Genomic DNA, 25,008 nt, shown 5'->3' on the forward strand with positions numbered 1-25,008 from the left:
AAGAATTTGCTTTAAGCGAAGGCCGAGAGCACACTCCGCAAAAGCAAAAAATTAGCTTTTGCGGAGTGTGCACATGAACAGCCTTGCTTCCAATCGTCCCAGCCTGTGGTTTCTGGCGATCACCTTACTGAGTTTTCTCGCCGCTTCCACTGCGCCGACGCCGTTGTATCACCTGTATCAGGATCAGCTGCATTTCTCGGCAGCGATGCTGACCCTGATTTTCGGCGTCTACGCCCTGAGTTTGCTGGCGGCGCTGTTAACCGTCGGATCACTGTCCGATCATCTCGGGCGTAAACCGGTGATTTTCGCCGCCGTACTGCTCAATGCGTTGGCGATGCTGCTGTTCATCAGCGCCGACAGCGTCGCCTGGTTGATCAGTGCGCGGGTGCTGCAAGGTTTCGCGACCGGCATGGCCACCGCCGTATTGAGTGCAACGCTGCTCGACACCGACCGCCAGCAAGGACCGCTGATCAACAGCGTTGCGCCGTTGCTGGGCATGGCGCTGGGCGGTATGGGCTGTGGCCTGCTGGCCGAGTTCGCCCCGGCGCCGCTACAACTGACTTACTGGTTGCTGCTTGGGCTGTTTGTGTTGCAAGCGCTTTATGTCTGGCGGCTGCCAGAGACCGTCAGCCCGCAGGCTGGGGCATGGGCATCGTTGCGTCCGACATTGCACGTCCCTGTTCAGGCGCGTTCAACGTTGTGGCGAGTGCTACCGCTGAACACTGCAACCTGGGCGCTTGGTGGTTTTTACGCCTCGCTGGCGCCGTCGCTGGTGCGCACGGCCACCGGTTCCACTTCCAACCTGATCGGCGGCGCCACCGTCGCGGCACTGACCGTCACCGGCGCACTGATGATCTTTACGCTGCGCAATCGTCCCGCCACACGCGCCCTGCAACTCGGCGCAAGCTTGCTGCCAAGTGGTCTGGTGCTGATTCTGCTCGGTGTGCACAGCGCCAGTCTGTCGCTGTTTTTCCTCGGCACGCTGGTCGCCGGATGTGGTTTCGGCTCAGGCTTCCTCGGTGCGGTGCGCAGCCTGGTGCCGCTGGCCTTGCCCCATGAAAGAGCCGGGTTAATGTCAGCGTATTACGCACTCAGTTACCTGGCGTTCTGTCTGCCGGCCTTATTAGCCGGACACTTCACCCACCCATTCGGATTGCTGGCCACGACCGATGTGTATGGCGGCGTGCTGATCGCGCTGGCTGTGGCGGCGCTGTTGCTCAGTCTGCGTCCTCAACCTGCCAAGGTGTGCAGCGCCCCATAAACACGGCGGTTTCGGTTAGCCTTGCCCGGCCACTCTTCTCACGGATCGATTCATGAAGATTATTCGCAGCAAGACCTTCACCGCCGACCGCGCTTGGGGCGCGCTCGATATCGCCAACATGAACGGCATCACCACGCGCCTGCACTGGACCGATCAGCCGTACAAGTGGCACGTCAATGATGGTGAGGAAGTGTTTGTGGTGCTCGATGGCGAAGTGTCGATGCATTACCGAGAGGAGGGCGAAGAAAAACAGGTGCAGTTGGCGGTTGGCGACATCTTCTACGCCTCGGTCGGCACCGAACATGTCGCCCATCCTCAGGGTGCAGCGCGGATTCTGGTGATCGAAAGCGAAGGCAGTGTTTGACTGCTTATCTGCAAAATAGATAACAGTTAGAGAAATTACCCGTTATATAGATATTCGATTCGGATCTACCATGGACTCAACCTCACTTGAGGACAGGAGTTCATGATGACTTGCCCCAACAGCAGCAAACCCGGCATCAAGCCGCTCAGCCAACTTCAGCATCCGCGTGAAGTGATCCGCCAATTCACCCCGAACTGGTTCGCCGCCACCATGGGCACCGGGGTGCTGGCACTGGCGCTGGCGAATTTGCCGGTGGCGATTCCCGGGATGCATGCCGTGGCCGAAGGGCTGTGGCTGTTCAACATCCTCTTGTTCACTCTGTTTACCGCTGCGTACGCCGCGCGCTGGATCTTGTTCTTCGACGAGGCGCGGCGGATTTTCGGCCATTCCACCGTGTCGATGTTCTTCGGCACCATTCCCATGGGCCTGGCAACGATCATCAACGGCTTTCTGCTGTTCGGTCTGCCACGCTGGGGTGATGGCGTCATCCAGTTGGCCGAAGTGCTGTGGTGGCTGGATGTGGCGATGTCGCTGGCCTGTGGCGTATTGATTCCCTACATGATGTTTACCCGCCAGGAACACAGCATCGACCAGATGACGGCGGTTTGGCTGTTACCGGTGGTGGCCGCAGAAGTCGCCGCCGCCAGTGGTGGGTTGCTCGCACCTCACTTGACCGATGCCCACTCGCAACTGGTGGTACTGACGACAAGCTACGTGCTCTGGGCGTTTTCCCTGCCGGTGGCATTCAGCATTCTGACCATCCTGTTGCTGCGCATGGCCCTGCATAAACTGCCGCATGAAAACATGGCGGCCTCGAGCTGGCTGGCCCTCGGCCCGATCGGTACCGGTGCGCTGGGCATGTTGCTGCTGGGGGCTGATGCCCCGGCGATCTTCGCGGCCAACGGCCTGCCGGGCATTGGTGAAATCGCTTCCGGCATTGGCCTGGTGGCCGGGATCACGCTGTGGGGCTTCGGTTTGTGGTGGATGCTGATGGCACTGCTGATCACTGTGCGTTATCTGCGCGACGGTATTCCCTTCAACCTCGGCTGGTGGGGGTTCACCTTCCCGTTGGGCGTGTATTCGCTGGCAACCCTCAAACTTGCCAGCACGCTCAACCTCGGGTTTTTCAGTGTGGTTGGCTGCGTGCTGGTGACGTTGTTGGCGGTCATGTGGCTGATCGTCGGCAAGCGCACCGTTCAAGGTGCGTGGCGTGGCGAGCTGTTTGTTTCGCCGTGCATTGCAGGTTTGAAGAAATAACCTGAAAAGTTTAGGTAATGTGTGGCCTGGATCGCGGTTCGAGATTCCAATACAAGAACCCAGGCCTCTCTACCCAACATCAGGGAAACACGGAAGATGAGTCACCCCTCACAGTTCAACCTGCTGCGCACCCGGCGCTTCCTGCCGTTTTTCATCACGCAGTCGCTCGGTGCGTTCAACGACAACGTGTTCAAACAGTCGCTGATCCTCGCCATTCTCTACCGGCTGACCATCGAGGGTGATCGCTCGATCTGGGTCAACCTGTGTGCGCTGCTGTTTATTCTGCCGTTCTTCCTGTTTTCGGCACTGGCCGGACAGTTTGGCGAGAAGTTCGCCAAGGACGCGCTGATCCGCCTGATCAAGCTCGCGGAAATCGCCATCATGGCGGTGGGATCGGTCGGTTTCCTTTTCGATCACTTGTCACTGATGCTGGTGGCGCTGTTCGCGATGGGCACCCATTCGGCGCTGTTCGGGCCGGTGAAATATTCGATCCTGCCGCAAGCCTTGCGTGAAGAGGAACTGGTCGGCGGCAACGGTCTGGTGGAGATGGGTACGTTCCTCGCGATTCTGGCGGGGACCATCGGTGCCGGGGTCATCATGTCCTCGACCCATTACGCGCCGCTGGTGTCGACCGCGATTGTCGGCATCGCCGTGCTGGGTTATCTGGCCAGCCGCAGTATTCCCCGCGCGGCGGCCTCGTCGCCGGAAATGCGCCTGAACTGGAACATCTTCAGCCAATCCTGGGCGACCCTGAAACTCGGTCTGGGCCAGACGCCCGCCGTGTCGCGCTCGATTGTCGGCAACTCGTGGTTCTGGTTCGTCGGGGCGATTTACCTGACGCAGATCCCGGCCTACGCCAAGGAATGGATGCACGGCGATGAAACCGTGGTCACGCTGATTCTTACGGTGTTTTCAGTGGGTATCGCGCTGGGCTCGATGCTCTGCGAAAAGCTCTCCGGGCGTAAAGTCGAAATCGGTCTGGTGCCCTTTGGCTCATTCGGTCTGACGGTGTTTGGTCTGCTGCTGTGGTGGCATTCAGGTGGGATTCCCGACAGCGTCACTGGCCACAGCTGGACTCAAGTATTGGGCTTTGCTCACACCTGGGCAGTGCTGGTCGATATTCTCGGTCTCGGCATCTTCGGTGGTTTCTATATCGTGCCGCTTTACGCGCTGATCCAGTCGCGTACCGCCGAGAACGAACGCGCGCGAGTGATTGCCGCCAACAACATTCTCAATGCGTTGTTCATGGTGGTGTCGGCCATTGTCTCGATCGTGTTGCTGAGCGTGGTCAAGCTGTCGATCCCGCAGTTGTTCCTCGTGGTGTCGCTGCTGAACATCGGCGTCAACGCTTACATCTTCAAGATCGTTCCCGAGTTCAGCATGCGTTTCATGATCTGGCTGCTCAGCCATTCCATGTATCGCGTCGAGCATCGCAACCTGGAAGCAATCCCCGATGAAGGCGCGGCATTGCTGGTGTGCAACCACGTGTCGTTCGTCGACGCCTTGCTGATTGGCGGCGCGGTGCGTCGGCCGATTCGCTTTGTCATGTACTACAAGATCTACAACTTGCCGGTGTTGAACTTTATCTTCCGCACGGCGGGGACTATTCCGATTGCCGGGCGCCATGAAGACATTCAGATCTACGAAAAAGCCTTCACGCGGATCGCCCAGTATCTGAAGGACGGTGAACTGGTGTGCATCTTCCCGGAGGGCAAACTGACGGCCGACGGTGAGATCAACGAATTCAAGGGCGGGCTGACGCGGATTCTCGAGGAAACGCCGGTGCCGGTGATTCCGCTGGCGTTGCAGGGCTTGTGGGGGAGTTTCTTCAGTCGCGATCCGAACAAGGGGGTGTTCCGTCGCTTGTGGTCGCGGGTGACATTGGTGGCGGGTTCGCCGGTGGCCGTGGGCGCGGCTGAGCCAGCGAAGTTGCAGGGGGTGGTAGGGGCATTGCGCGGGGCAGTTAGATAATCTGTGACTGTGTAAGTCTCATCGCGAGCAGGCTCACTCCTACATTTGAAATGCGGTTCCCTGTAGGAGTGAGCCTGCTCGCGAAAGCGGTAGTGGTTTAAGCGCTGACCTTGAGGCCGATCAAACCAGTGATGATCAACGCCACACTGGCCAGCCGAATCAACGCCATTGACTCACCAAACAGAATGATCCCGGCGATCACCGTGCCCACGGCGCCGACACCGGTCCAGATCGCATAAGCCGTGCCCAACGGCAATTCCTTCATCGCCAGGCCCAGCAGGCCAAGGCTGATGGCCATGGCCGCAACGGTCAGTGCGGTTGGGAGTGGACGGCTGAAGCCATCGGTGTATTTCAGGCCGACGGCCCAGCCGACTTCGAACAGACCGGCGAAAAACAGAATGATCCAGGACATGAGAGACCTCCATCGATTGACGGGGTCGTCCCCAGATTAAAAACTCGATCGAGCCGCAGGGTCGTCCCCGCGTAGCGCGATAGTTTGACGAGCATTAACCCGGGGATCAAGTTTCAGCTCAGTCGGCGGCCTGTTGCGCCAAGGCTTCGCGATCTTCCTTCTCGCTCATGCGTCGGAAGTAGGTTGAAAGCAAAGCCCCGGAAATATTGTGCCAAACGCTGAATAGTGCGCTCGGCACCGCCGCCAGTGGCGAGAAATGCGCACTGGCCAAAGCGGCGCCCAATCCCGAGTTCTGCATGCCGACTTCCAGCGCCAGCGACTTACGCTGTGCCAGCGGCAGCTTGAACAGCCGGCCGGTGAAGTAACCGAGCAAGTAGCCGAAGCTGTTGTGCAGCATCACGACCGCCATGATCAGCAGACCGGATTCGGCGATTTTCGCCTGACTGGCCGCTACCACCGCAGTCACGATGATCACGATGCTGACCACCGACACCAGCGGCAACACCTCCACCGCATGCCGAACCCTGTCACCCAGCAAACGCTGGGCAACCACGCCAAGAATGATCGGCAGCAGCACCACTTGCAGGATCGACCAGAACAACTCCATGAACGACACCGGCAACCACGCCGAGGCCAACAGCCAGATCAGCGCCGGAGTCAGCAGCGGGGCGAGGAGGGTGGTCACGGCAGCAATGGCCACCGACAGCGCCAGATCGCCACGGGCCAGCCAGGTCATCACGTTGGACGAGGTGCCGCTTGGGCAGCAACCAACCAGAATCACCCCGACGGCAATTTCCGGCGGCAGGTGAAACACCTGACAAAGCAACCATGCCACACCGGGCATGATCACGAAATGCGCGACGACGCCCAGCGCGACACGCCACGGGTGGCGGGCGACAGCGGCGAAATCATCGAGTTTGAGGGTCAGCCCCATGCCGAACATTACCAGGCCCAGCAGCGGCACGATTGCGCCTTTGAGGCCAAGGAACCATGCCGGTTGCAGGAACGCGATGACCGCGAAAATCAGCACCCAGTAAGCGAAGGTATTGCCGACAAAACGGCTCAGTGCAGCCAGTGCGCGCATGGCTTGTTCCTTATTATTGAATGAACACCACAAACAAATGTAGGAGTGAGCCTGCTCGCGATCGCGGTATTACAGTCAACATCTTCGTTGAATGCCGTTCCCTCATCGCGAGCAGGCTCACTCCTACATTATGAAGCTCGTCAGGCTTTAGATCCCCTGCGGAGTCTCTTCGCCACCCAACGCTTCAACCAGCGCCGGCAGGAAATCACCGAACGTCAGCATCATCAGGGTGAAGCTGGCGTCCAGTTGACCCAGTGCCTCATCGCCGCCGTCCTGTTCCGCCTGATCCTGCAACAGATCTTCGAACTTCAGACGTTTGACGGTCATCTTGTCATCAAGCATGAACGACAGCTTGTCCTGCCAGGCCAGCGACAATTGCGTAACGACTTTGCCGGTGCTCAGGTGCAGCTGGATTTCTTCGCTGGTCAGGTCCTGACGCTTGCAACGGACGATGCCGCCATCTTCGTGGGTGTCGCGCAGTTCGCACTCGTCCAGCACATAGAAGTCGTCGGCGGCTTTCTGCGTGGTGACCCAATCGGTCATGACCGCTGTCGGTGCCATTTTCACGGTCAACGGACGGACGGGCAGGGTGCCGATCACTTCACGCAGGGTCGACAGCAAGTCTTCAGCGCGTTTCGGGCTGGCCGAGTTGACCAGGATCAGGCCTTTTTTCGGCGCGATGGCGGCGAAGGTCGACGAGCGACGGATAAAGGCGCGCGGCAGGAAGGCCTGGATGATTTCATCCTTGATCTGGTCGCGTTCCTTCTTATAGACCTTGCGCATTTGCTGGGCTTCGATCTCTTCGACCTTTTCCTTGACCGCGTCGCGCACGACGCTGCCCGGCAGAATGCGTTCTTCTTTACGTGCAGCGATCAGCAGGAAATCACCGCTGACGTGCACCAGTGGAGCATCTTCGCCTTTGCCGAATGGCGCGACGAAACCGTAGGTGGTCAACTCCTGGCTTGCACATGGACGCGCCAGTTTGGTGGCCAGTGCAGTTTCCAGCGCCTCGGCATCGACAGGCAGGTCTTGGGTCAGGCGATAGATAAGCAGGTTTTTGAACCACATGGGGTGAGTCTCTCCTTTATACAAAGGGGGGCATTATTGTCTTCGCCGCCTGATAGGCCAACCCTTCTCTAAGCCTTTGGAAGGCCTGAGAAAATTATTTAAAAAAGTGCTTGCCAGAGGTTGGGTCGCTCCGTAGAATGCGCGCCACACCGAAGCGAAGGGTGATTAGCTCAGCTGGGAGAGCGTCTGCCTTACAAGCAGAATGTCGGCGGTTCGATCCCGTCATCACCCACCATTCGTTTCAAGTGTTTAGCGCAGCGGTAGTTCAGTCGGTTAGAATACCGGCCTGTCACGCCGGGGGTCGCGGGTTCGAGTCCCGTCCGCTGCGCCATATTCGGTAACCTGGAACACTGAACGCCAGGTCACCACGGAAAAACCCGCCAAGGCGGGTTTTTTTCTGCTCCAAGGTTGTACCCGCGGGATGTGTCGTTTCACCGGTTTTCAGATTTTTTTGAAAAAAACTTCAATTAAATCAACACTTTATGAAAACTTGTGGCATAATGCGTCCCGTAACGAAGCGAAGGGTGATTAGCTCAGCTGGGAGAGCGTCTGCCTTACAAGCAGAATGTCGGCGGTTCGATCCCGTCATCACCCACCATTCGTTTCAAGCGTTTCGCGCAGCGGTAGTTCAGTCGGTTAGAATACCGGCCTGTCACGCCGGGGGTCGCGGGTTCGAGTCCCGTCCGCTGCGCCATATTCGGAATCTGGAACACTGAACGCCAGATTCCACAGAAAGCCCGCCTAGTGCGGGCTTTTTGCTGTCTGGCGTTTGGGTTTTTTTCACGGCCTATATCTATGTAGTGCCTGCCAGTCGCACCGCTTTCGGACAATGGCTCCTGTTGTTCATGACCTTTTCAAGTCATGGCGCCGATCCCATTGCCTGTCGAGAGCCCGACCGCATGCCTCCAACTCCCTCTGCAACCACCACTGTTACTGCCGACGACACGGATGCGCTGTCATTCATGGCAGACAAACCTGCATTTCTCTCGAGCGACGACGCCGCAGCGTGTTTGCATGGCCTGCTGAAACTGCCACGAAGGAACGAGTTGCACTGGTTCATTCTGAAAAGCAGCGACGGGCGATTCTATTGCGCTCAGCGGATCGAGGCTGAGGCCAGCGCGGTCCAGGAAAAACCGCCTGAGCCAGCCGTGGATCAGCGTCACGAGTGGGCAGTGACTGCTGGTGCGAACGGCCAGTTGATCGTCCCCAAGGGTTTTTCTCTCGAGGCGAGTTTTCATGCTCGTCCGGCGAAGGTTCAAGGCGCCGACGAAGCCACCACGGAATGGGTCCAGCGCAATCGCTTCTTCACCATTGCCGATTTATCCGCAGTGATGAACATGCATCGAAAATACTCGAAATGTTATCTGAGTGCCGGTAACGGTGGACTTCTCTTGTACACGTCGAGCAATCTGCCGTATGAGCAGGAACTGTCGCCGCGCCTGGCGCCAAATCCCGATGGCGATTCGCGACGTTTCCAGAGTCTGTATGAAGAGGGCTCGATTCCCAGCAGTCTGTGGATCCTGTTGGCGTTGGCGGCCGGAGAGATAAACGTTGTGGTTGCCGGGGATCTCTGGCGGCACCGAGGCCGGCTCAAAGCCAGTTGGCGGTCGGACATCCTGCAGGCGCCACCGCCGATCAAATTAATGCCGATTTTTGGTCCGATCTGTCGAAATGCAAAAAAAGCAGCCGTCTATCTGCAAAAACAAATAGCCGCACTGCCGTCGGCAAATCCCCATGTCGGTTTTATTCTCAGACATAACGTCAGTGAGTTTCTAGTTGTTACCGTGCCGCTCTCCAGACAATACGCGGGCTTCGACCGCAGCGCGCTGTTCCCCAAGAATGCGCAGGGCCAGCCACGCATCCCCCGAGGGTTTCGCGTGCATGGCATTTATCACTCGATTCAGCGATTACCGGCGAATCGACTGGCTGCGGGCGGGACCGATCTTCACCGGGATTTTTTCTCGCCCGCCGATCTCAAAATCAGTCTGGAACGTGTCAGCGAAGCGCCTCATCAACGTATTTTTGCGATCACCCCCGACGGTGCTGTCCTGCGTTTTGCCAAGCCGATAATGCCCAAGGTTCACGAGTTGATCGCAGCACTCGCTCCAGGCCCTGAGCAAAAAATCGATTTCGGCGCCATCAGTGTGCAGGTGTTGATCGACAAGGTCGCCAACGCCGGAATTCTCAGCGTCCTTCTTCCAAGCGCCACATGGCCTGAAACCGGAAGGGTCAGGGCTTCATCTACCGCACAGAAAGAGCCGTGATCAACCGCCATTGCGCTGATGACGATAGTCGCTGACCGCCTCGTACACCGCTTTGCGCAGGCGATTGATCCCGCCAATCGGGCGATGGGCTTCAATGCCGAACCATGGATTGAAAGACAGGTTGTCGCAATCGAGGTTCTGCTGCGGTGTATCGAAGTCCTGCGGTGGCACGGTGATACGGGCCACGGTTTCGAACGGCGAATCCTGCTCGCGCCACTCGATACTGGTGTCCTCGATGGGCATGTATTTGTAGGCGTCCTGGTGCTGAATCTGCAGAAGGAAACACGCCGGTACGCGATCCGTCGACAGTTGCTGAGTCAGGGCGCTGCGCAGGAAGTTCGGCAGCTCCTGATTTTGTCGGGGCAGCGTATAGGCAGGGCAATTGTCGGGATCCGGGGTCACGCGGAACTTGGCGTTCGACTCGCCGAACTTGTACGGCGAGACCGAGAAATACGTGGTGCGCGTCGGGCTTTCCGGCGCTGGCGACAAGGTCGCCAGGGCGATAAACAGATGCCGGATCTGCCAGGTACGCGGATCCCAACCGGGGAAAAACGCCATGACCTTTTTGCCGTCAGCCTGCGCAGCCACATTCTGACGATACTCGGCGACATCGCTGACAAAGAAGTTCGGGTGACTGAACATCACGAAGTCTTGTTCGCGCTGTTGCTCACGGTCGCCGAGCAAGGGTTTGCCGGGTACGTCGAGCAGTTTGATCGCCATGCCCCGGGCATCGCGGATGCTGTCGAACTGCGGATAGGCGTTGCCGTTGGACAGGCGAATCAGCGCCTGCCAGGTTTTCCCCGGCTCGCTGAACACGCCCTGTTGTAACGACTGGGCAAGTTGCGGCAGAACCAGCACCTGCGCCTTCACGCAACCATGCGCCTTGGCGTGAGCGTCGCGCAGGTAGCGGGTCGGCTCGCGATACTGATCAACAATGCGCACGGCGGTCTGAATCACATCTTGAGTCATCGCTGACTCGCCCGGCGGGATCTGCTCCATCGCTGAAACCGGGCCACGGTGTTGCCAGGCAAACCAGGCCGAGGCAATGGCCCAGCCAAGCAGGCCGATGGCGAGTAACAACAGCAGGGTTTTGCCCAGCAAGCGCCCCAGCCACAACCAGAACCGGGCCAGCGGTGGCAGGTCTTTCTTGAAGATCGAGATCATGGCAATTGCGCCTCCAGTGGACCGCCGAGGACTTTCAGGTATTCCAGCAACGCCCAACGTTCTTCGGGCTGCAACAAGCGGCCGATGACGCCATTGCCGCGTTCTCCCGCACGGAATTCATGGCCGCTGTTGTGGTTGCCGGTGATCCGCGTGTCGAACAGGAAGCCGTTGGTAAAAGCTTCGGTGCGATAACCCAGATGCCGCGGGTCGTATTCGAAGGTGCCTTTATAGAAGGTGGTCGCGCGCTCATCCTGCGGCGACAGCAACTGATAAAGGCTCGGCACCGAACCGTTGTGCAGAAACGGCGCAGTGGCCCAGACGCCGGCCAGTGGGCGCGCCTTGTAGGCGACTTTTTCACGCACACCGATCGGCAGGCCAAAACCGTCCAGAACCGGTTTCTCTTGGGCGGTGACGTTTGCTTCGCGGTAAGCGCGGTTTTCGACGAATGCGGTGACGTACGCCAGGCCCTTGGCCACAGACAACTGGCTCAGATCCAGTGGTTCCTTGGGTGACGGGTGCAGTTTTACGTCCATTTTTTCCAGCTCTTGCAGGTCCCATTGCAGGGCCGTGAGGTCGAAACGATGGCTGGCGATGTTGTTGGCGGCATTCGGATCGGTGCCGATCACGTCCACGGGCAACAGGTGCAAATGCTGCACCCAGCGTTCACCTTCCAAGGTCTTGCGCGGGACGTGGCAGCCGGCGCAGTTCTCGGCAAACAGTGCGCGGCCCTTGGCGGCCAACGGTTTGTCGACGGCGCCCAATACGTCTTCCGGCCACGCGGGTGGTTGCAGACGTTGCAGGGTTTCTTCGATTTTGTGCAGATCACGCACACGGACGCTGGAGGCATAACGATCATCGCCTTGCAGCGGCTGGCCGTTGGCGTCGAAGAAATTCAGGGTAGCGCCGACACCCAATGCTTCGCCGATGTTGCGCGCCATCGGCTGTTGCGCAGAACCGTTCCACTGCACCCAGTCGAACGTCCACATGTCCCACAACTGCGGGTAATCCACCGGCGCGTTGGCGACGCGATAGTTGGCGGGAGTAATGGCATCGCCGAACGTTGCGTTGGCAATCCGCCCAAATGCATCGGTGCGTCCCGGGCCTTCTTCAGTCGGGTAGAGGCCACGATGGGTGTCATTCCAGGCGACTTTCAGAAAGGTGTTCAGTGAGCTTTTGAAGTCTTTGCGCAGTTGCTCGCGGCGTGCGTCGTAGTCATTGCCTAGAACCTCGCGCGCGAAGCGTTCGAATTTCCATGGGTTGTAGTAAGTCGAGGTGAGACTGGCGACCATGGCTTGTCCGAAACTGCCGCCGCGCAGCGTAGGAACACTGGAAGGCAACACGTGTTGCGCCGAGCCCCCATCAATGCGCACGGCCTGGCCGTTAAAGCGCAATTCGCCGGTATGGCAAGCGGCGCAAGTTATGTCCAGATATTGCTCGTTGCTGCCGGGATTCTGGTGCCGCGCAAAGCCGACAGGAAGATTGCCGGGATTGTTCGGCGTGGCTTTCTGCTGCGGATCAATCAGAAAGCCAAAACGGGCGAGGTATTCGGGCGAAGCGAAACGCTGCTGCGAAAAAGGCAATTCCAGCGCCTGGAACCACTCATAACGCAGCCCTTTGACCTGAGTGCCCTGCGGCGTGAAGTAGTAGGTATCGCGTTCTGCCTGCGACCACTGATTCAGGTAATGCACCTGCTGTACGGGGGTGTAAAAGGGTAATTTCGGATTGGCGACGTAATACAAAACCACCGCGAGGACGAGTCCCAGCAGCACGACAATCAGGGTCAGCACACGGAATAAGAGGCGCAAGATAAACATCCTTGTCGAATTGTTGCGCTGTTATGCCTGAGCTTGCCCCTGTGCGGCAAGTGGCCATTACACCAAGTCGTGCGGGCAGGCGAGTCGCCCACTCTCAGGAACAGATGACAGAAGCTTCATCGTCCGTTTGCCCAAATGCGTTTTAATCCCTGAACTTATCGCAGGTTTACTGCTCTCATGCCGGTAGCCATTGGTCGTGGCGGCCTGATAAGCTCGCGGCTTTACTCGATTGCCCTTTCGGCGCATGAACAAGGAAATAGCATGAAACAGCATCGGTTGGCGGCGGCGGTAGCCCTGGTTAGCCTGGTCCTCGCGGGTTGTGATTCGCAGACCAGCGTAGAGCTGAAAACCCCGGCGCAAAAAGCTTCCTACGGTATCGGCCTGAACATGGGCAAGAGCCTGGCTCAGGAAGGCATGGATGATCTGGACTCCAAAGCAGTAGCCCAGGGCATCGAAGATGCCGTCGGCAAGAAAGAACAGAAGCTGAAAGATGAAGAACTGGTCGAAGCCTTCGCCGCGCTGCAAAAGCGTGCCGAAGAGCGCATGGCCAAGATGAGCGAAGAGTCGGCAGCTGCCGGCAAGAAATTCCTCGAAGAAAACGGCAAGAAGGCTGGTGTGACTACCACCGCTTCCGGCCTGCAGTACGAAGTGGTCAAGAAAGCTGATGGCCCACAGCCTAAGCCTACCGACGTAGTGACTGTTCACTACACCGGCAAGCTGACCAACGGCACCGTATTCGACAGCTCCGTCGAGCGCGGCAGCCCGATCGATCTGCCGGTGAGCGGCGTGATCCCGGGTTGGGTTGAAGGTCTGCAACTGATGCACGTTGGCGAGAAGTACAAACTGTACATCCCTAGCGATCTGGCTTACGGCGCACAATCGCCAAGCCCGGCAATCCCGGCCAACTCGGTTCTGGTTTTCGACCTGGAACTGCTGGCCATCAAGGATCCAGCCAAAGAAGACGCTGCTGCCGCCAAGTAATCGGTAACGGCTTCGCCAACAACGCCTCGCTTATGCGGGGCGTTGTTGCATCTGGACCCTGGCAAGGGTAAACAGAGCGAACCGATGCCGGTCAGAAGAGTCATAGCCTTTGAGGTTGCCAGCGCTAGACGCCCTGAGCCGCCAAGTCAATGAAATATTGGGGTTTTTTATGTGAGTAAAAAACGCCCGATCTGAGCGCAGCCCTTATGAAACGGGGCTCTCAGCGCTGAAATGCAGCTCTGTTCACAAGGTTATCCACAATTTGTGTGGATAACATTTCAACGGGAGGAAAAGATGAAAGCTCCGTGGAATTTCGCTCGATTCCTGCCCTTGGCTGGCCGGCTGCTGGCTCGCGGTCGCCTGCCGACGTTGCTGTTTGCGGTGGCGAGCAAAGGCGCTGCGCAAGGCAATCGTCTCGGTAAGCTGAAAGATGATCTGCGTTTGCTCCAGGCGCTATGCCTGGCCTACTGGCGCGGCGAGTATCGCGCTATCAGTCCAAAAGCATTGATCTCGGTGGTGGCGGGGTTGATGTACTTCCTCAGTCCGGTCGATGCGATTCCGGATTTCATCCCGGTATTCGGCATGCTGGATGACATCGCCGTCCTCGCCTGGCTGATGAAAACCCTCGACGATGAACTCAACGCCTTCCGTCTCTGGCGAAATCGCCAGCAACCGGAAAAACTCGCGGTCGTTGAACGCCTGCCCGACACCCCTGAGCAACTTCAGCTGCAAGGCCCGAAAAAGCCCTGATTGTTGTAGTCCCTTTTACAGATAGATACCCCCCGCGACCTTAGCCGCTGTTAGGATTACACTTCTAGGGAAAAGTGCCGACTCGCTAAGTGTTGTTGTCCTACGGGGTAGTCATGGATATTCAGATAATTGCACGCGATGGCGAACCCGAATACGCGGTTTTGCCATGGGCTCAGTATCAGGCTCTACTGAAAGCAGCAGGCATCAACGAAGCACCGTCGCGGCAGGCTCCAGAGCCGATCGCGGCATCACCGGACCCGATTCTTCCAGGTCTGGATCAACTACGCAGTTTGCGCGAAGGGAAGGGCATCGCCATCGAGGCGCTGGCCCGCACGGTAGGCATCAGCCCGTCTTACCTGGCCATGATTGAAAGTGGCGAGCGTCTGCCTGACGCCGCGATTCGCCGCAGCCTGGCATGGGAACTGACGGTGCCCGGGTGGAGGGAAGAATCGTGAGCGTACGCATCAGTCGACAACATTGGGACGGATTGCTGGGGGAACTGGATCAGGCACGCCGGCAGCGCCATCTGCTGACGTATCGGGCGCTGCTCGAACGTTTGCAACTGCCGACGCCGGCAATGCAAACCCTGACCGCCGCGCTTGAACATCTGGCGGCACTCGACGCCAAGGCGGAACAGCCGTTGCGCAGTTCGCTGGTGATCAGTCAGGGCGCGAGTCGCCTGCCGCGCACCGGTTTTTTCGAGTGCGTTGAACGTCTGGGGCGTTTTTCCGGGCCTTCCGATGGTGTTGCAGCGGCTTCCTGGCATGCTTCCGAAGTGGTCAGAGTCTTCGAATACGAGTACCCGGAATCGGCGGAGGCCTGAGTGTTTTTACGACTCAAGGCGCAGGTCAGCTACTGGTTGGCGCGCCGGCTGTTTCACTGGTCGTGGTTCGTTCGTCAGCCGCGCGGCTGGCGTTGGCTGGAAGGCCAGTTCGCACGCATGGCCAACCTCGGCGATGTCGGCGCACAAAGCTTCTACGGACACATCCTGACCTTTCGCGGTGTTGGGCTGGGGGCGCGAGAAGAAGGTGTGCGCCTGTTGCGGCTGGCGGCCCTGGCCGGTGATGGCAAAGCGGCCTATCAGGTCGGAGTGATCAGCCTGGCGGGTACACCGAGCAAAGCGCCGGATCCTGCCGAAGCCGCCCGCTGGTGGAATATGGCGGCCAAGGCCGGGCATCCGCTGGCCGAGCTCAAATTGAAAGAACTGGGGGCTGGAGGTTCAACGCAGTAACTTCAAATATGTCCGCCCGATAAACGTGGCGTGAGGGAAACCTCACGCCACGTTTGCGTTTATGCCTGTCTGTTTAGTTTTTTTGAGGTTTTACAGACTAGTCCTACATCCATTGCCTACTTGCCTGACTTCTTTCCTGATTGATCCCCCGCACAGTTCCCGCGCCTAATTTTTGCGCGAGGGAACGTTCATGCTCGACCCGGTCATTCAGTCCACTCCGTACGCCAGCGTACGTTGATGGAAGCCATCACCCGCATCGAGCAAGAACTCGACAGCTTCCCCGACACCCTCAGTCTCTACCGCGAACAGCTCAAACACTGGGCCAGCCGTGCAGCCGATACCGTCAGCCACGCCGCCGATCTGCCGTCGCTGATGGGCATGGAGCGGTTGATCCGCTTCGGTGAAAACACGACCGCCGTCAGCAGCAGCGACGACGAATTTTTCTCCCGCGTCGTCCAGTGCCCGAAGGGCGGATTGATGCTGATCGAGAGCAAGTTCGAATCCGTCTATGACATCCCGCTAGGCAACATCACGGTTGATGTCGTGGCAGTGGATGGCGGCAAAACAGTACCGGTGACCCTCGATGCCCAAGGCCTGGGCGAATTTCGCGGCGAAGAGGGCAAGTTCTACCGGGTGCAAGTGCACAGCGGTGTCACCCCGGGACAGGTTGAAGAGCTTTTCGAATCCTACGATGGCCTGACCGTTGAACTGGATGATTGGCTACGTAACGAGTGGCAGGGCTTCAAGCCGCAATGGTCGCAGTCGGTGGCAACGGCGGCCGGTAACGGCATGTTGGCCGGCAGTTGGGCGGCGATCGAGGGGGTGTGGGACAGCATTGGAATGCTTTCGGACATTCTCAAGGATCCGGGCGCGTTTGTGGATCGACTGGGCAGTGGCGCGGCTGATCTGATCGATCTGGCGGCAACGGCTCCCGAGCTCATGGAGAAGCTGCAACTGCTGGTCAGTGACGAGGCCGCGCTGTGCTTGTTGTTGCGCACCGCCAGTCTCTGGATGGAGATGCTGCCGCCCAGTGAAGTGGTCGGCAAAACCGCTGAAGCGGTGTCGCTGGTCATCGTGCAGGTGCTGATTGATGTGCTGATTGCTGTTGTTCTGACGTTTGCCAGTGGCGGTGCGGGCATCGCTTATCTGACGCTGCGCCTGGCCAATCGCGCGGCTCAACTGCTGTCGGCGGTGATGCGGTTGGTGAAGGCGTTGTTCGGCATTGTCAGCGGCTTCATCAAGTACGTTGATAAATACAAGTCCGTCGCCGCGCGCGGGATTGCGGCCAGTGTGAAAAAAGGCCGCATGCAAATGCGCTGGAATGCCAAGCGCAATGCTTTGCTGAAGAAAAACGAACACCACGACGACTCGCCGGATCAGGCGAAAAACCCCAACGGTGACAGCGCCGATTGTGTGCCCGGTACGTGCACCAATGGCTGCCCGGTGTCGATGGTCACCGGCGAAGAGCTGCTGACCCTGACCGATGGCGTGCTGGATGGTTTGCTGCCATTCGAGTTCACCCGTTTGTATCGCACCAGTGCCGCCGAGATTGATGTCGGTCTGGGGTTTGGCTGGAGCCACTCGCTGGCCCATCGGCTGGAGTTCGATGGCGATTTTGTGGTCTGGGTTGACCATGAGAACCGGCGCACGCGGTTTCCACTGCCCAGTGTCGAGCGACCGGCGATTCATAACAGTCTGTCGCGGGCGGCGATTTTTCTCGGGGATGAGCCGGAGGAACTGATTCTGGCGCTGGCCGGAGAAACCGCACGGTTTTATCACTTTCGCGCTGGAAGGCTGACGGCGGTTAGTGATGGTTATGACAACCGTCTGCGTATTTCGCGGGATCGTCAGGATCGTGTTCAGCGTCTGGATAACGGTGCGGGTCGAGCGCTGTTGCTGCGCTATGACCGGGCTCATCTGGTTGCGGTGGATTACCAGCGCTTTGACCCGACGCAAAATCTTGCTGAGCCCTGGCACACCGAACAGACCCTCGTCAGTTATGGCTACGACGCCTATCAGCACCTGATCGAAGCGTGTAACGCCGTCGGCGACAGCGAGCGCTACGACTACGACGACCAGCACGTCATCCTGCAGCGCCAGTTGACCGGAGGCGCGAGCTTCTTCTGGGAGTGGGAACGCTCCGGCAAGGCGGCGCGCTGCATGCGGCACTGGGCCTCGTTCTCGCAGATGGACACTCGCTACGTCTGGGATGACGACGGCAGCGTCGCGGTGCATTACGTCGATGGCACTGAAGAAACCTACGTTCACGACGATCGCGCACGGCTGGTGCGCAAGGTCGAAGCCGATGGCGGCGAGCACCTCAAGGCTTACAACGATCAGGGCCGTTTGATCGCCGAGCAGGATCCGCTCGGCGCCTTCACCGAATACCGCTACGACGAAGTCGGACGTTTAATTGCGCTACTTCCGCCGGACGATGAGCCGACGTCCTACGAGTACCGCAACGGTTTCCTGCACAGCCGCTCGCGTGGCGAGGCGGTGTGGACGTATCGGCGTAATGCTCAGGGCGATGTCACTGAGGCGATCGATCCCGACGGGCAGGTCAGCCATTACCACTACGACGCTCGCGGGCAACTGCTGTCGATCCGCTATCCAGACACCAGTCGACACGTTTTCGTCTGGAACACCCTCGGTCAACTGACGGAAGAAACCCTGCCCGATGGCGGCGTGCGGCGTTTTTCCTACGATGCGCTGGGGCGACGGACCACCACGATTGATGAACACGGCGCGGTTACGCGGCAGCACTGGGACGCGGTTGGCCGACTGATCCAGACGACTTCTCCTACGGGCGCCACCCGTGCCTACAGCTACGGCGCTTACGGTCAGGTCACCGCCGAACGCGACGAACTCGGGCGCATCACTCGCTACGAGTATGACGATGACCTGCACCTGGTCTCGCGCAAGATCAACCCCGACGGCACGCGGGTGCAGTACCGCTACGACCACGCGCAGCTGCTGCTCACCGAAATCGAAAACGAGTCCGGCGAAAAATACCAACTGGACTACACATCGACCGGATTGATCCGACAGGAAACCGGCTTCGATGGCCGGCGCACGGCCTACGTTTACGACCTCAACGGGCATCTGCTGGAAAAGACCGAGTTCGGTGATGACGGTTCTGTTTTGCTCACCGCTTACGAGCGCGATGCTGCCGGGCGTCTGCTGACCAAGACCCTGCCCGACGGGGTCAAGGTTGCCTACCGCTACGACCGCCTCGGTCGACTGACCGGTGTCGACGACGGCCAGAAACATCCGCTGGCCTTCGAATACGACCTGCAGGACCGGCTGATCACCGAGCATCAGGGCTGGGGCACCCTGCGCTACAGCTACGACGCCTGCGGCCAGCTCAAGCGTCAGCGCCTGCCGGACAACAGCAAACTCGACTATCACTACGCCAAGGGTGGGGCCCTGACGGCGATCCACCTCAACGGCGCGCCACTGACTTCGCACCGCTATGAGTCCGGTCGTGAACAGCAACGCAAACAAGGCCTGCTGCTCAGCGACTATGCCTACGACGATCAGGGCCGCTTGCTCGCCCACGCCGTAGGCCATGAGCACGCGTCACTGTACCGCCGCGAATATGCCTACAGCGCCAACGGCAATCTGGCGCACATCGCCGACACCCGCCACGGTCAGCGCACCTACGGTTACGACGCCCTCGACCAGCTGATCCGCGTCACCCATTCACGCGACGAACTGCCGGAATCCTTCGCCCACGACCCCGCCGGCAACCTGCTGATGCAGGACCGCCCCGGCCCGACACAGGTCAAGGGCAACCGCCTGCTGATGCAGGGCGATCGCCACTACGACTACGACGCCTTCGGCAACCTGATCCGCGAACGGCGCGGCACCGCGCAGAAACTCGTCACCGAATACCGCTACGACTGCCAGCACCGCCTCATCGGCCTGACCCGCCCCGACGGCAAGACCGCCAGCTACCAATATGACGCCTTCAGCCGACGCATCAGCAAAACCGTCGACGGCGCCACCACCGAGTTCTTCTGGCAAGGCGACCACCTCGTCGCCGAAAGCAGCAAAACCCACCACCGCAGCTACGTCTACGAGCCCGGCACCTTCCGCCCGCTGGCGCTGCTCGACGGCAAAGGCCCGAAAAAAGCCTGCCCGTTCTACTACCAACTCGACCACCTCGGCACCCCGCAGGAACTCACCGATTACAGCGGCGAAATTGTCTGGTCAGCGCAATACGACGCCTACGGCAAAGTCGCCGCGATCACCCTGGCCGGCGAGGAATACCTGGACCAGCCGCTGCGCTTTCAGGGGCAGTATTTCGATGGGGAAAGCGGACTGCATTACAACCGGCATCGGTATTACGACCCTAGGCTTGGACGGTATCTGACGCCGGATCCGATCAAGTTGGCGGGTGGGTTGAATCAGTACCAGTACGTGCCGAATCCGACGGGGTGGGTGGATCCGTTGGGGTTGGCTTGCACTCCTTGTCCTGGGTCGGGTGTTGCTGATGGCCCCTACAGTGAAATCGTTCCAGGAGGAGGGTTAGAGGCTCATGAGTCTCGAGGAGGACATGCTATTGCGAGACATGTCGATAGATCGGAGGCCCAACTGAGAGCTAGACTATTAGCTGAACCGAACATACCCATTGCATCAACATTTCTTAATAGGGCTGAAGCTGAAGCTGCACTCTCGAATGTTATGAGGAGCAACAAAGTAAAAATTGATGACTTTCTAGCAGGTAACGCAAATAAACTCGTAATTAATGAACGGGTGCCTATTCCTGCTGGTGTGGGTGTTGTGAGGCAGAGCGGAAATTTGGAACAGCTGTTTAGTATTAGATTAGTGCTGCGGCGAGATGCAACTTCACCACTTGGGTACTTTATCTTGACGGGTTTTGTGAATGACAACTGAAGATTTTCCTAGCCTATTCCAATTTCTCGGGGCCTATTTTCACGAGGATTGGATGTGTGAGTTTGACTTGGCAGATGACGTTGTAAAATCTTTCCTGGCAGACTCAGAAGCTTGTGTAGTGGGGGAAGTGATAAAGGAAATCAATGACTTGTTGGCCATGAATATTACAGAAAACGAAACTCGGGATTTTTTGCTGAAAGAAATAGGATGTTGTTACTGCTATTGGCATGACTGGAAAAATGGATATGCCTGGTTGAAGCACATTTCTGCGGTTATTCGAGAGGAACCAAAAAGTTATATTTAAATTGTCTTGGATAAGCTTTTATTATTTTTGATCAATAGAAATGTTGGTTCATGACAGTCCCCTTCGCAGGCAATCCCGCTCCCACATAGATGTATGTTATTTGGAGGATCAGCGTTGACCGATTACCTGCGGGGTATGGAGATCGGGGGCAGTGAGGCTATCAAGCAAATGCACGCTATACCCCGGAACATTCTTCGCATGATGCTTCGCCTGCGAAGCCATCTCCGCAAGCTGGCTGGCATCGAGTTGCGCGCAGGCTTCCGGGTGTAAATGGACGACCCCGATAGAAAGGGACAGCAGCGGAAATTCCTGGCGAATCCCTTGTCGGTTGGGAGCAATAAAGCAGCCAGCCTCAAGATGCTCAGGGCGGTAGAAACGCCGGCATTGGCTTTGAAAATCATCAAGCAACTGGTTCAGGCGTTTGCGCCAGTCTTCCGGACCAAGGACGAGGAGGAAGTCGTCGCCGCCGATGTGGCCGACGAAGTCGCGCGACGGGTCGACGCGTTCGTTGAGGCATTGCGCCAGGCACAGCAGCACTTCGTCGCCACGGCCGTAGCCGTAGATGTCATTGAAGGGTTTGAAGCTGTCGATGTCGACGTAGCAGATGATCGATTCGCGCCCTTGTTGCAACAATCGCGTCAGGCATTGCTGGATGGGGACGTTGCCGGGCAGTAGGGTCAGTGGGTTGGCGTAGCGGGCCTGCTGGATTTTCAGTTCGGTGATCAGTTTGAGTACGTCGATCACCCGGCCGAGGCCGAGGTAGCCGCCGTTGAGGGTGATGATGAAGTCTTCTTCGATGCGTTGGCGGGCGCGGCTGGTGATCAGGCGGCTGACCTGTTGCAGCGACTGGCTCATTTCCACGGCGAGGAAATCGTCGTTCATCAGTCGGCTGATCGGTTTGCGCGCGAACAGGTCGGTGGCGAAGGGTTTGAGCAGGGCATCCGACAGCGAGTAGCGGTGAACGATGCCGCACGGCTGGCCTTGTTCGTCGAGGACGGCCAGTGAGTTGAGGTTCGCCTGGCGGCGGAAGGCTTCCAGCACGGTGGCGGTCGGCGTGTCGCGATGCACGGCCGGTTGGTCGTTGAGCAGGGCGCTGAGGTCGCTGCCTTCGTCGTTCAGCGCTACGGCGCTGCTGTCGTGTTTGGGCATCAAGGCCCGCGCGTCCCGGGGTGGATGTTCCTGTGGTCGGCCGAGCAAGTAGCCCTGGACCAGGTCGACACCCATCTCGGTCAGCACCGCCAACTCTTCGGGCAATTCAATACCTTCAGCAATGACTTGCGCCCGCGACGCCTTGGCGATTTGCAGGATCGATCCAACGAACTCCCGCTTCAACGCATCCTGATGAATACCGTCGATAAAGTGCCGGTCGATTTTCACGTAATCCGGACGCAGTTCTGACCACAAGCGCAGGCTCGAATACCCGGCACCGAGGTCATCCAGCGCAATCGAAAAACCCATGGCCCGATAGTGATGCAAGGCGGTTTGCAGCAGCTGGAAGTCATCGATCGGCGTCTGTTCGGTCAGTTCGATGACCACCTGACTTGGCGGAATGCCGAAGTCCTGCAGCAATTGCAACGTACGCCCCGGCTGGTGCGCAGCCTCAAGCAAGGACTCCGGCGAGACGTTGAGAAACAGCTTGCCCGGCAGTTGCTGTTCATTGAAACGACGGCAAGCGCTCTGGCGGCAGGCGATTTCCAGTTCACTCAGGCGCCCGGCCTGACGCGCCACGGCGAACAGCGCGATGGGCGAGTGCAGAGGGCTGTTGGAAGGGCCGCGAGTCAGGGCTTCGTAACCGAGGATGCGCCGTTCGGAGAGACAGATGATCGGCTGGAACAGGCTGTGCAATCCGCTTTGAGTCAGGATCGAGCTCAAGGCACTCAGCTGTTCGGTCGTGGTCATGGCAATCTCTGGCGATAAAAAAAGGACTGGGAGCGTTCTCGATGAAGAGAGTGGCTCCCAGTCCTTTATTGCACGACAGAATGATGACTGTTTGATGACGATCCGGGGATCGTCAGCATTAAATTGCCATCACTTTACTTCTTCGCTACCTGATTGCTCAGCTTCAGGTAATCCAGCAGCACGCGCCCGGTTTCGCTCAAATAGGCATCGTCTTCCGGCTTGACCTTGTCCGGCTCGGCGGCGGCGAGGGCGTCGTCGTCTTCTTTCTTCAGCTCTTTGAGCGGCTCTTCGCCTTTGGCCTTGCGACGGATGTTCTCCATCACCAGTTGCTTGGCGTCGATGTCCGCGTGCTGGGCACGGCGATCGGCTTCATTGAGGCTGACGGTTTTTTCTTCCATCAGTTTCTGCGCCAGCGCCAGCTTGTCACGGATGAACACGAACTCGGCATCCTTGGCGGTGCGCGTGTCATGCTCGGACTTGAGCTGTGCCAGGTACGGTTTGAACGGATCAGCTGCCGGTTTGATCGCCGCGCGGATGGTGTCCCACGGCATGGCTTCCGGCAGGGCGCTCTCGCCGATTTCCTTGGTGTCGATCAGCGACGGGTAGTCGATGTCCGGCAGGACGCCCTGATGCTGGGTGCTCTGACCGGAAACCCGGTAGAACTTGGCCAGGGTCAGTTTCAGTTCGCCATGGTTCAGCGGCTGAATAGTCTGCACGGTGCCTTTGCCGAAGGTCTGGCCACCGATGATCAGCGCACGGTGATAGTCCTGCATGGCGCCGGCGAAGATCTCCGAAGCCGAGGCGGACAAACGATTGACCAACAGCGCCATCGGACCTTTGTAGAACGCCCCCGGGTTTTCATCTTCGAGTACGTCAACGCGGCCATCGGCGTTACGCACGAGTACGGTCGGGCCCTTGTCGATGAACAGACTGGTCAGTTCGGTGGCTTCCTGCAAAGAACCGCCGCCGTTGTTGCGCAGGTCGATGACCACGCCATCGACTTTGTCTTTCTGCAGTTCGGTCAGCAGTTTCTTGACGTCACGCGTGGTGCTCTTGTAGTCCGGATCACCGGCACGGAACGCCTTGAAGTCGAGGTAGAAGGCCGGGATCTCGATGACGCCGAGTTTGTAGTCCTTGCCGTCCTGTTTCAGGTTGAGGATGGACTTCTTCACGGCCTGGTCTTCGAGCTTCACCGCTTCACGGGTGATCGGCACGATCTTGGTGGTCTGGTCGTTCGGCGCGTTGCTCGCCGGAATCACTTCCAGGCGCACGACGGTGCCCTTCGGACCACGGATCAGTTTGACCACTTCGTCCAGACGCCAGCCGACCACGTCGACCATCTCTTTGTTGCCTTGGGCTACACCAATGATCTTGTCGGCCGGAGCGACCTGTTTGGTCTTGTCAGCCGGGCCTGCTGGCACCAGACGCACGACTTTCACCTGGTCGTTGTCGCTCTGCAACACGGCGCCGATGCCCTCGAGGGACAGGCTCATGTTGATGTCGAAGTTTTCCGCGTTATCCGGCGACAGATAGTTGGTGTGCGGGTCGTAGGACATCGCGAAGGTGTTGATGTACGCCTGGAAGATGTCTTCCGGACGGGTCTGGTCCAGGCGCGCCAACTGGTTCTTGTAGCGCTTGGTCAGGGTTTCCTGGATCTGCTTCGGCTCTTTGCCGGCGATCTTCATCCGCAGTACTTCGTCCTTGACGCGTTTGCGCCAGAGGTCATCGAGTTCCGCGGTGGATTTGAGCCAAGGGGCGTCCTTGCGATCGATCAGCAAGGTTTCCTTGGTGGTGAAGTCCATCTGGTCGACGCCTTTGTTCAGCTCGGCAAGGGCGAAGTCCAGACGCGCCTTGACGCGGTCGAGATAGCGCTTGTAGATGGTGAACCCGGCGTTGAGGTCGCCGCTTTTGAGGAAGTCGTCGAACTGGGTCTTCCACTTGTCGAATTCGGCGATGTCGCTGGCCATGAAATAGCTGCGCGACGGATCCAGCAGCTTGAGGTAGCTGTCGTAGATGATCACCGAGCGCGCATCGTCGAGCGGCGGCTTGCTGTAGTGGTGACGCTTGAGCAACTCGACGACGTTCAGGCTGGCGATGACTTCATCGCGATCAGGCTGCAACTTGTCCCAGCTGTTGGCTGCGAATGTACTGCCCGACACCGGCAACAGGCCGATACCGATGAAAAGAGCGAGGGCGGTGCTGGGGAGCAAATGCTTCATGCTGATTCGACGCGGGGACAATTGATAACGCATATTAGGCCGTCTTTGAAGTCGCCGGTTCTACGA

General features: G+C 58.6%; 19 protein-coding genes and 4 tRNA genes. 16 read left to right on the forward strand and 7 right to left on the reverse strand.

Annotation, left to right across the window (positions count from 1 at the left end; genetic code table 11):
- The first annotated feature begins 73 nt into the window (after positions 1-73).
- From JFT86_RS28485 to JFT86_RS28500, 4 genes are all read left to right on the forward strand, one after another.
- Entirely contained in the window at positions 74-1,261 is a 1,188-nt protein-coding gene (locus JFT86_RS28485; RefSeq protein WP_201239347.1) for an MFS transporter, read from the forward strand.
- Positions 1,262-1,313: 52 nt separating this feature from the next.
- The gene (locus tag JFT86_RS28490) at positions 1,314-1,625 is read left to right on the forward strand and encodes a cupin domain-containing protein (protein ID WP_201239348.1); all 312 of its coding nucleotides are present in this window, start codon (positions 1,314-1,316) and stop codon (positions 1,623-1,625) included.
- Positions 1,626-1,730: 105 nt separating this feature from the next.
- The gene (locus JFT86_RS28495) at positions 1,731-2,882 is read left to right on the forward strand and encodes a TDT family transporter (RefSeq protein WP_201239349.1); all 1,152 of its coding nucleotides are present in this window, start codon (positions 1,731-1,733) and stop codon (positions 2,880-2,882) included.
- A gap of 96 nt (positions 2,883-2,978) precedes the next feature.
- Entirely contained in the window at positions 2,979-4,853 is a 1,875-nt protein-coding gene (locus tag JFT86_RS28500) for an MFS transporter (protein WP_201239350.1), read from the forward strand.
- A 97-nt stretch (positions 4,854-4,950) separates the two neighbouring features.
- Here JFT86_RS28500 and sugE read toward each other — a convergent pair whose 3' ends face one another.
- From sugE to rdgC, 3 genes are all read right to left on the reverse strand, one after another.
- Positions 4,951-5,265: a quaternary ammonium compound efflux SMR transporter SugE gene (sugE, locus tag JFT86_RS28505; RefSeq protein ID WP_008077894.1), complete on the reverse strand. Its 315-nt coding sequence runs from the start codon at positions 5,263-5,265 to the stop codon at positions 4,951-4,953.
- Between the two features lie 118 nt (positions 5,266-5,383).
- Positions 5,384-6,349: a bile acid:sodium symporter family protein gene (locus JFT86_RS28510; protein ID WP_201239351.1), complete on the reverse strand. Its 966-nt coding sequence runs from the start codon at positions 6,347-6,349 to the stop codon at positions 5,384-5,386.
- A 147-nt stretch (positions 6,350-6,496) separates the two neighbouring features.
- Complete coding sequence (gene rdgC, locus JFT86_RS28515) at positions 6,497-7,417, reverse strand: recombination-associated protein RdgC (RefSeq protein ID WP_201239352.1); 921 nt, start codon at positions 7,415-7,417, stop codon at positions 6,497-6,499.
- A 159-nt stretch (positions 7,418-7,576) separates the two neighbouring features.
- Between rdgC and JFT86_RS28520 the strand changes: the two genes are divergently transcribed.
- From JFT86_RS28520 to JFT86_RS28540, 5 genes are all read left to right on the forward strand, one after another.
- Positions 7,577-7,652 (forward strand) — tRNA-Val (locus tag JFT86_RS28520).
- 19 nt (positions 7,653-7,671) lie between these two features.
- Positions 7,672-7,748, forward strand: a tRNA-Asp gene (locus JFT86_RS28525).
- A 191-nt stretch (positions 7,749-7,939) separates the two neighbouring features.
- Positions 7,940-8,015, forward strand: a tRNA-Val gene (locus tag JFT86_RS28530).
- Between the two features lie 19 nt (positions 8,016-8,034).
- Positions 8,035-8,111 (forward strand) — tRNA-Asp (locus tag JFT86_RS28535).
- A 151-nt stretch (positions 8,112-8,262) separates the two neighbouring features.
- Positions 8,263-9,681: a hypothetical protein gene (locus tag JFT86_RS28540; RefSeq protein ID WP_201234375.1), complete on the forward strand. Its 1,419-nt coding sequence runs from the start codon at positions 8,263-8,265 to the stop codon at positions 9,679-9,681.
- Here the strand turns inward: JFT86_RS28540 and JFT86_RS28545 are convergent, their stop codons facing one another.
- The gene (locus tag JFT86_RS28545; protein ID WP_201239353.1) at positions 9,682-10,845 is read right to left on the reverse strand and encodes a catalase family protein; all 1,164 of its coding nucleotides are present in this window, start codon (positions 10,843-10,845) and stop codon (positions 9,682-9,684) included. It lies immediately after the preceding gene.
- A complete protein-coding gene (locus tag JFT86_RS28550) occupies positions 10,842-12,650 on the reverse strand; it encodes a di-heme-cytochrome C peroxidase (protein WP_201239354.1) in 1,809 nt (602 codons plus the stop codon). The genes JFT86_RS28545 and JFT86_RS28550 overlap by 4 nt, the downstream gene beginning before the upstream one ends.
- Positions 12,651-12,920: 270 nt before the next feature.
- Between JFT86_RS28550 and JFT86_RS28555 the strand changes: the two genes are divergently transcribed.
- From JFT86_RS28555 to JFT86_RS28585, 7 genes are all read left to right on the forward strand, one after another.
- A complete protein-coding gene (locus JFT86_RS28555) occupies positions 12,921-13,640 on the forward strand; it encodes an FKBP-type peptidyl-prolyl cis-trans isomerase (RefSeq protein WP_103306955.1) in 720 nt (239 codons plus the stop codon).
- 294 nt (positions 13,641-13,934) lie between these two features.
- Positions 13,935-14,390 (forward strand): YkvA family protein, encoded by a 456-nt coding sequence (locus tag JFT86_RS28560; protein WP_201239355.1) that lies wholly within the window; start codon positions 13,935-13,937, stop codon positions 14,388-14,390.
- Between the two features lie 113 nt (positions 14,391-14,503).
- Entirely contained in the window at positions 14,504-14,845 is a 342-nt protein-coding gene (locus tag JFT86_RS28565; protein ID WP_201239356.1) for a helix-turn-helix transcriptional regulator, read from the forward strand.
- A complete protein-coding gene (locus JFT86_RS28570; protein WP_003223109.1) occupies positions 14,842-15,213 on the forward strand; it encodes a hypothetical protein in 372 nt (123 codons plus the stop codon). Before JFT86_RS28565 ends, JFT86_RS28570 begins: the two co-directional genes overlap by 4 nt.
- Positions 15,214-15,621, forward strand: a complete 408-nt coding sequence (locus tag JFT86_RS28575) for an SEL1-like repeat protein (RefSeq protein WP_201239357.1) — start codon at positions 15,214-15,216, stop codon at positions 15,619-15,621.
- A 237-nt stretch (positions 15,622-15,858) separates the two neighbouring features.
- The gene (locus JFT86_RS28580; protein ID WP_201239358.1) at positions 15,859-20,520 is read left to right on the forward strand and encodes an RHS repeat protein; all 4,662 of its coding nucleotides are present in this window, start codon (positions 15,859-15,861) and stop codon (positions 20,518-20,520) included.
- Positions 20,510-20,824 carry a contact-dependent growth inhibition system immunity protein gene (locus JFT86_RS28585; protein WP_201234373.1) on the forward strand — a complete coding sequence of 105 codons (315 nt, stop codon included), beginning with the start codon at positions 20,510-20,512 and terminating at the stop codon, positions 20,822-20,824. Before JFT86_RS28580 ends, JFT86_RS28585 begins: the two co-directional genes overlap by 11 nt.
- 108 nt (positions 20,825-20,932) lie before the next feature.
- Here the strand turns inward: JFT86_RS28585 and JFT86_RS28590 are convergent, their stop codons facing one another.
- Together JFT86_RS28590 and JFT86_RS28595 are read right to left on the reverse strand one after the other, a co-directional pair.
- The gene (locus tag JFT86_RS28590) at positions 20,933-22,723 is read right to left on the reverse strand and encodes a bifunctional diguanylate cyclase/phosphodiesterase (protein ID WP_201239359.1); all 1,791 of its coding nucleotides are present in this window, start codon (positions 22,721-22,723) and stop codon (positions 20,933-20,935) included.
- A gap of 134 nt (positions 22,724-22,857) precedes the next feature.
- Entirely contained in the window at positions 22,858-24,942 is a 2,085-nt protein-coding gene (locus JFT86_RS28595) for a carboxy terminal-processing peptidase (RefSeq protein WP_201239360.1), read from the reverse strand.
- Between the last annotated feature and the right edge of the window lie 66 nt (positions 24,943-25,008).

It is taken from the genome of Pseudomonas sp. TH06 (assembly GCF_016651305.1).
Taxonomy (GTDB): Bacteria; Pseudomonadota; Gammaproteobacteria; order Pseudomonadales; family Pseudomonadaceae; genus Aquipseudomonas.

Excerpts from the sequence above, each read along its gene's own strand:
- JFT86_RS28595 (WP_201239360.1), bottom strand. The coding sequence starts at position 24,942 with ATGAAGCATTTGCTCCCCAGCACCGCCCTCGCTCTTTTCATCGGTATC.
- JFT86_RS28545 (WP_201239353.1), bottom strand. The coding sequence starts at position 10,845 with ATGATCTCGATCTTCAAGAAAGACCTGCCACCGCTGGCCCGGTTCTGG.
- JFT86_RS28500 (WP_201239350.1), top strand. The coding sequence starts at position 2,979 with ATGAGTCACCCCTCACAGTTCAACCTGCTGCGCACCCGGCGCTTCCTG.
- JFT86_RS28555 (WP_103306955.1), top strand. The coding sequence starts at position 12,921 with ATGAAACAGCATCGGTTGGCGGCGGCGGTAGCCCTGGTTAGCCTGGTC.
- JFT86_RS28580 (WP_201239358.1), top strand. The coding sequence starts at position 15,859 with ATGGAAGCCATCACCCGCATCGAGCAAGAACTCGACAGCTTCCCCGAC.
- JFT86_RS28485 (WP_201239347.1), top strand. The coding sequence starts at position 74 with ATGAACAGCCTTGCTTCCAATCGTCCCAGCCTGTGGTTTCTGGCGATC.
- JFT86_RS28490 (WP_201239348.1), top strand. The coding sequence starts at position 1,314 with ATGAAGATTATTCGCAGCAAGACCTTCACCGCCGACCGCGCTTGGGGC.
- JFT86_RS28560 (WP_201239355.1), top strand. The coding sequence starts at position 13,935 with ATGAAAGCTCCGTGGAATTTCGCTCGATTCCTGCCCTTGGCTGGCCGG.
- sugE (WP_008077894.1), bottom strand. The coding sequence starts at position 5,265 with ATGTCCTGGATCATTCTGTTTTTCGCCGGTCTGTTCGAAGTCGGCTGG.
- JFT86_RS28540 (WP_201234375.1), top strand. The coding sequence starts at position 8,263 with ATGACCTTTTCAAGTCATGGCGCCGATCCCATTGCCTGTCGAGAGCCC.
- JFT86_RS28565 (WP_201239356.1), top strand. The coding sequence starts at position 14,504 with ATGGATATTCAGATAATTGCACGCGATGGCGAACCCGAATACGCGGTT.
- rdgC (WP_201239352.1), bottom strand. The coding sequence starts at position 7,417 with ATGTGGTTCAAAAACCTGCTTATCTATCGCCTGACCCAAGACCTGCCT.
- JFT86_RS28590 (WP_201239359.1), bottom strand. The coding sequence starts at position 22,723 with ATGACCACGACCGAACAGCTGAGTGCCTTGAGCTCGATCCTGACTCAA.
- JFT86_RS28495 (WP_201239349.1), top strand. The coding sequence starts at position 1,731 with ATGACTTGCCCCAACAGCAGCAAACCCGGCATCAAGCCGCTCAGCCAA.
- JFT86_RS28585 (WP_201234373.1), top strand. The coding sequence starts at position 20,510 with ATGACAACTGAAGATTTTCCTAGCCTATTCCAATTTCTCGGGGCCTAT.
- JFT86_RS28510 (WP_201239351.1), bottom strand. The coding sequence starts at position 6,349 with ATGCGCGCACTGGCTGCACTGAGCCGTTTTGTCGGCAATACCTTCGCT.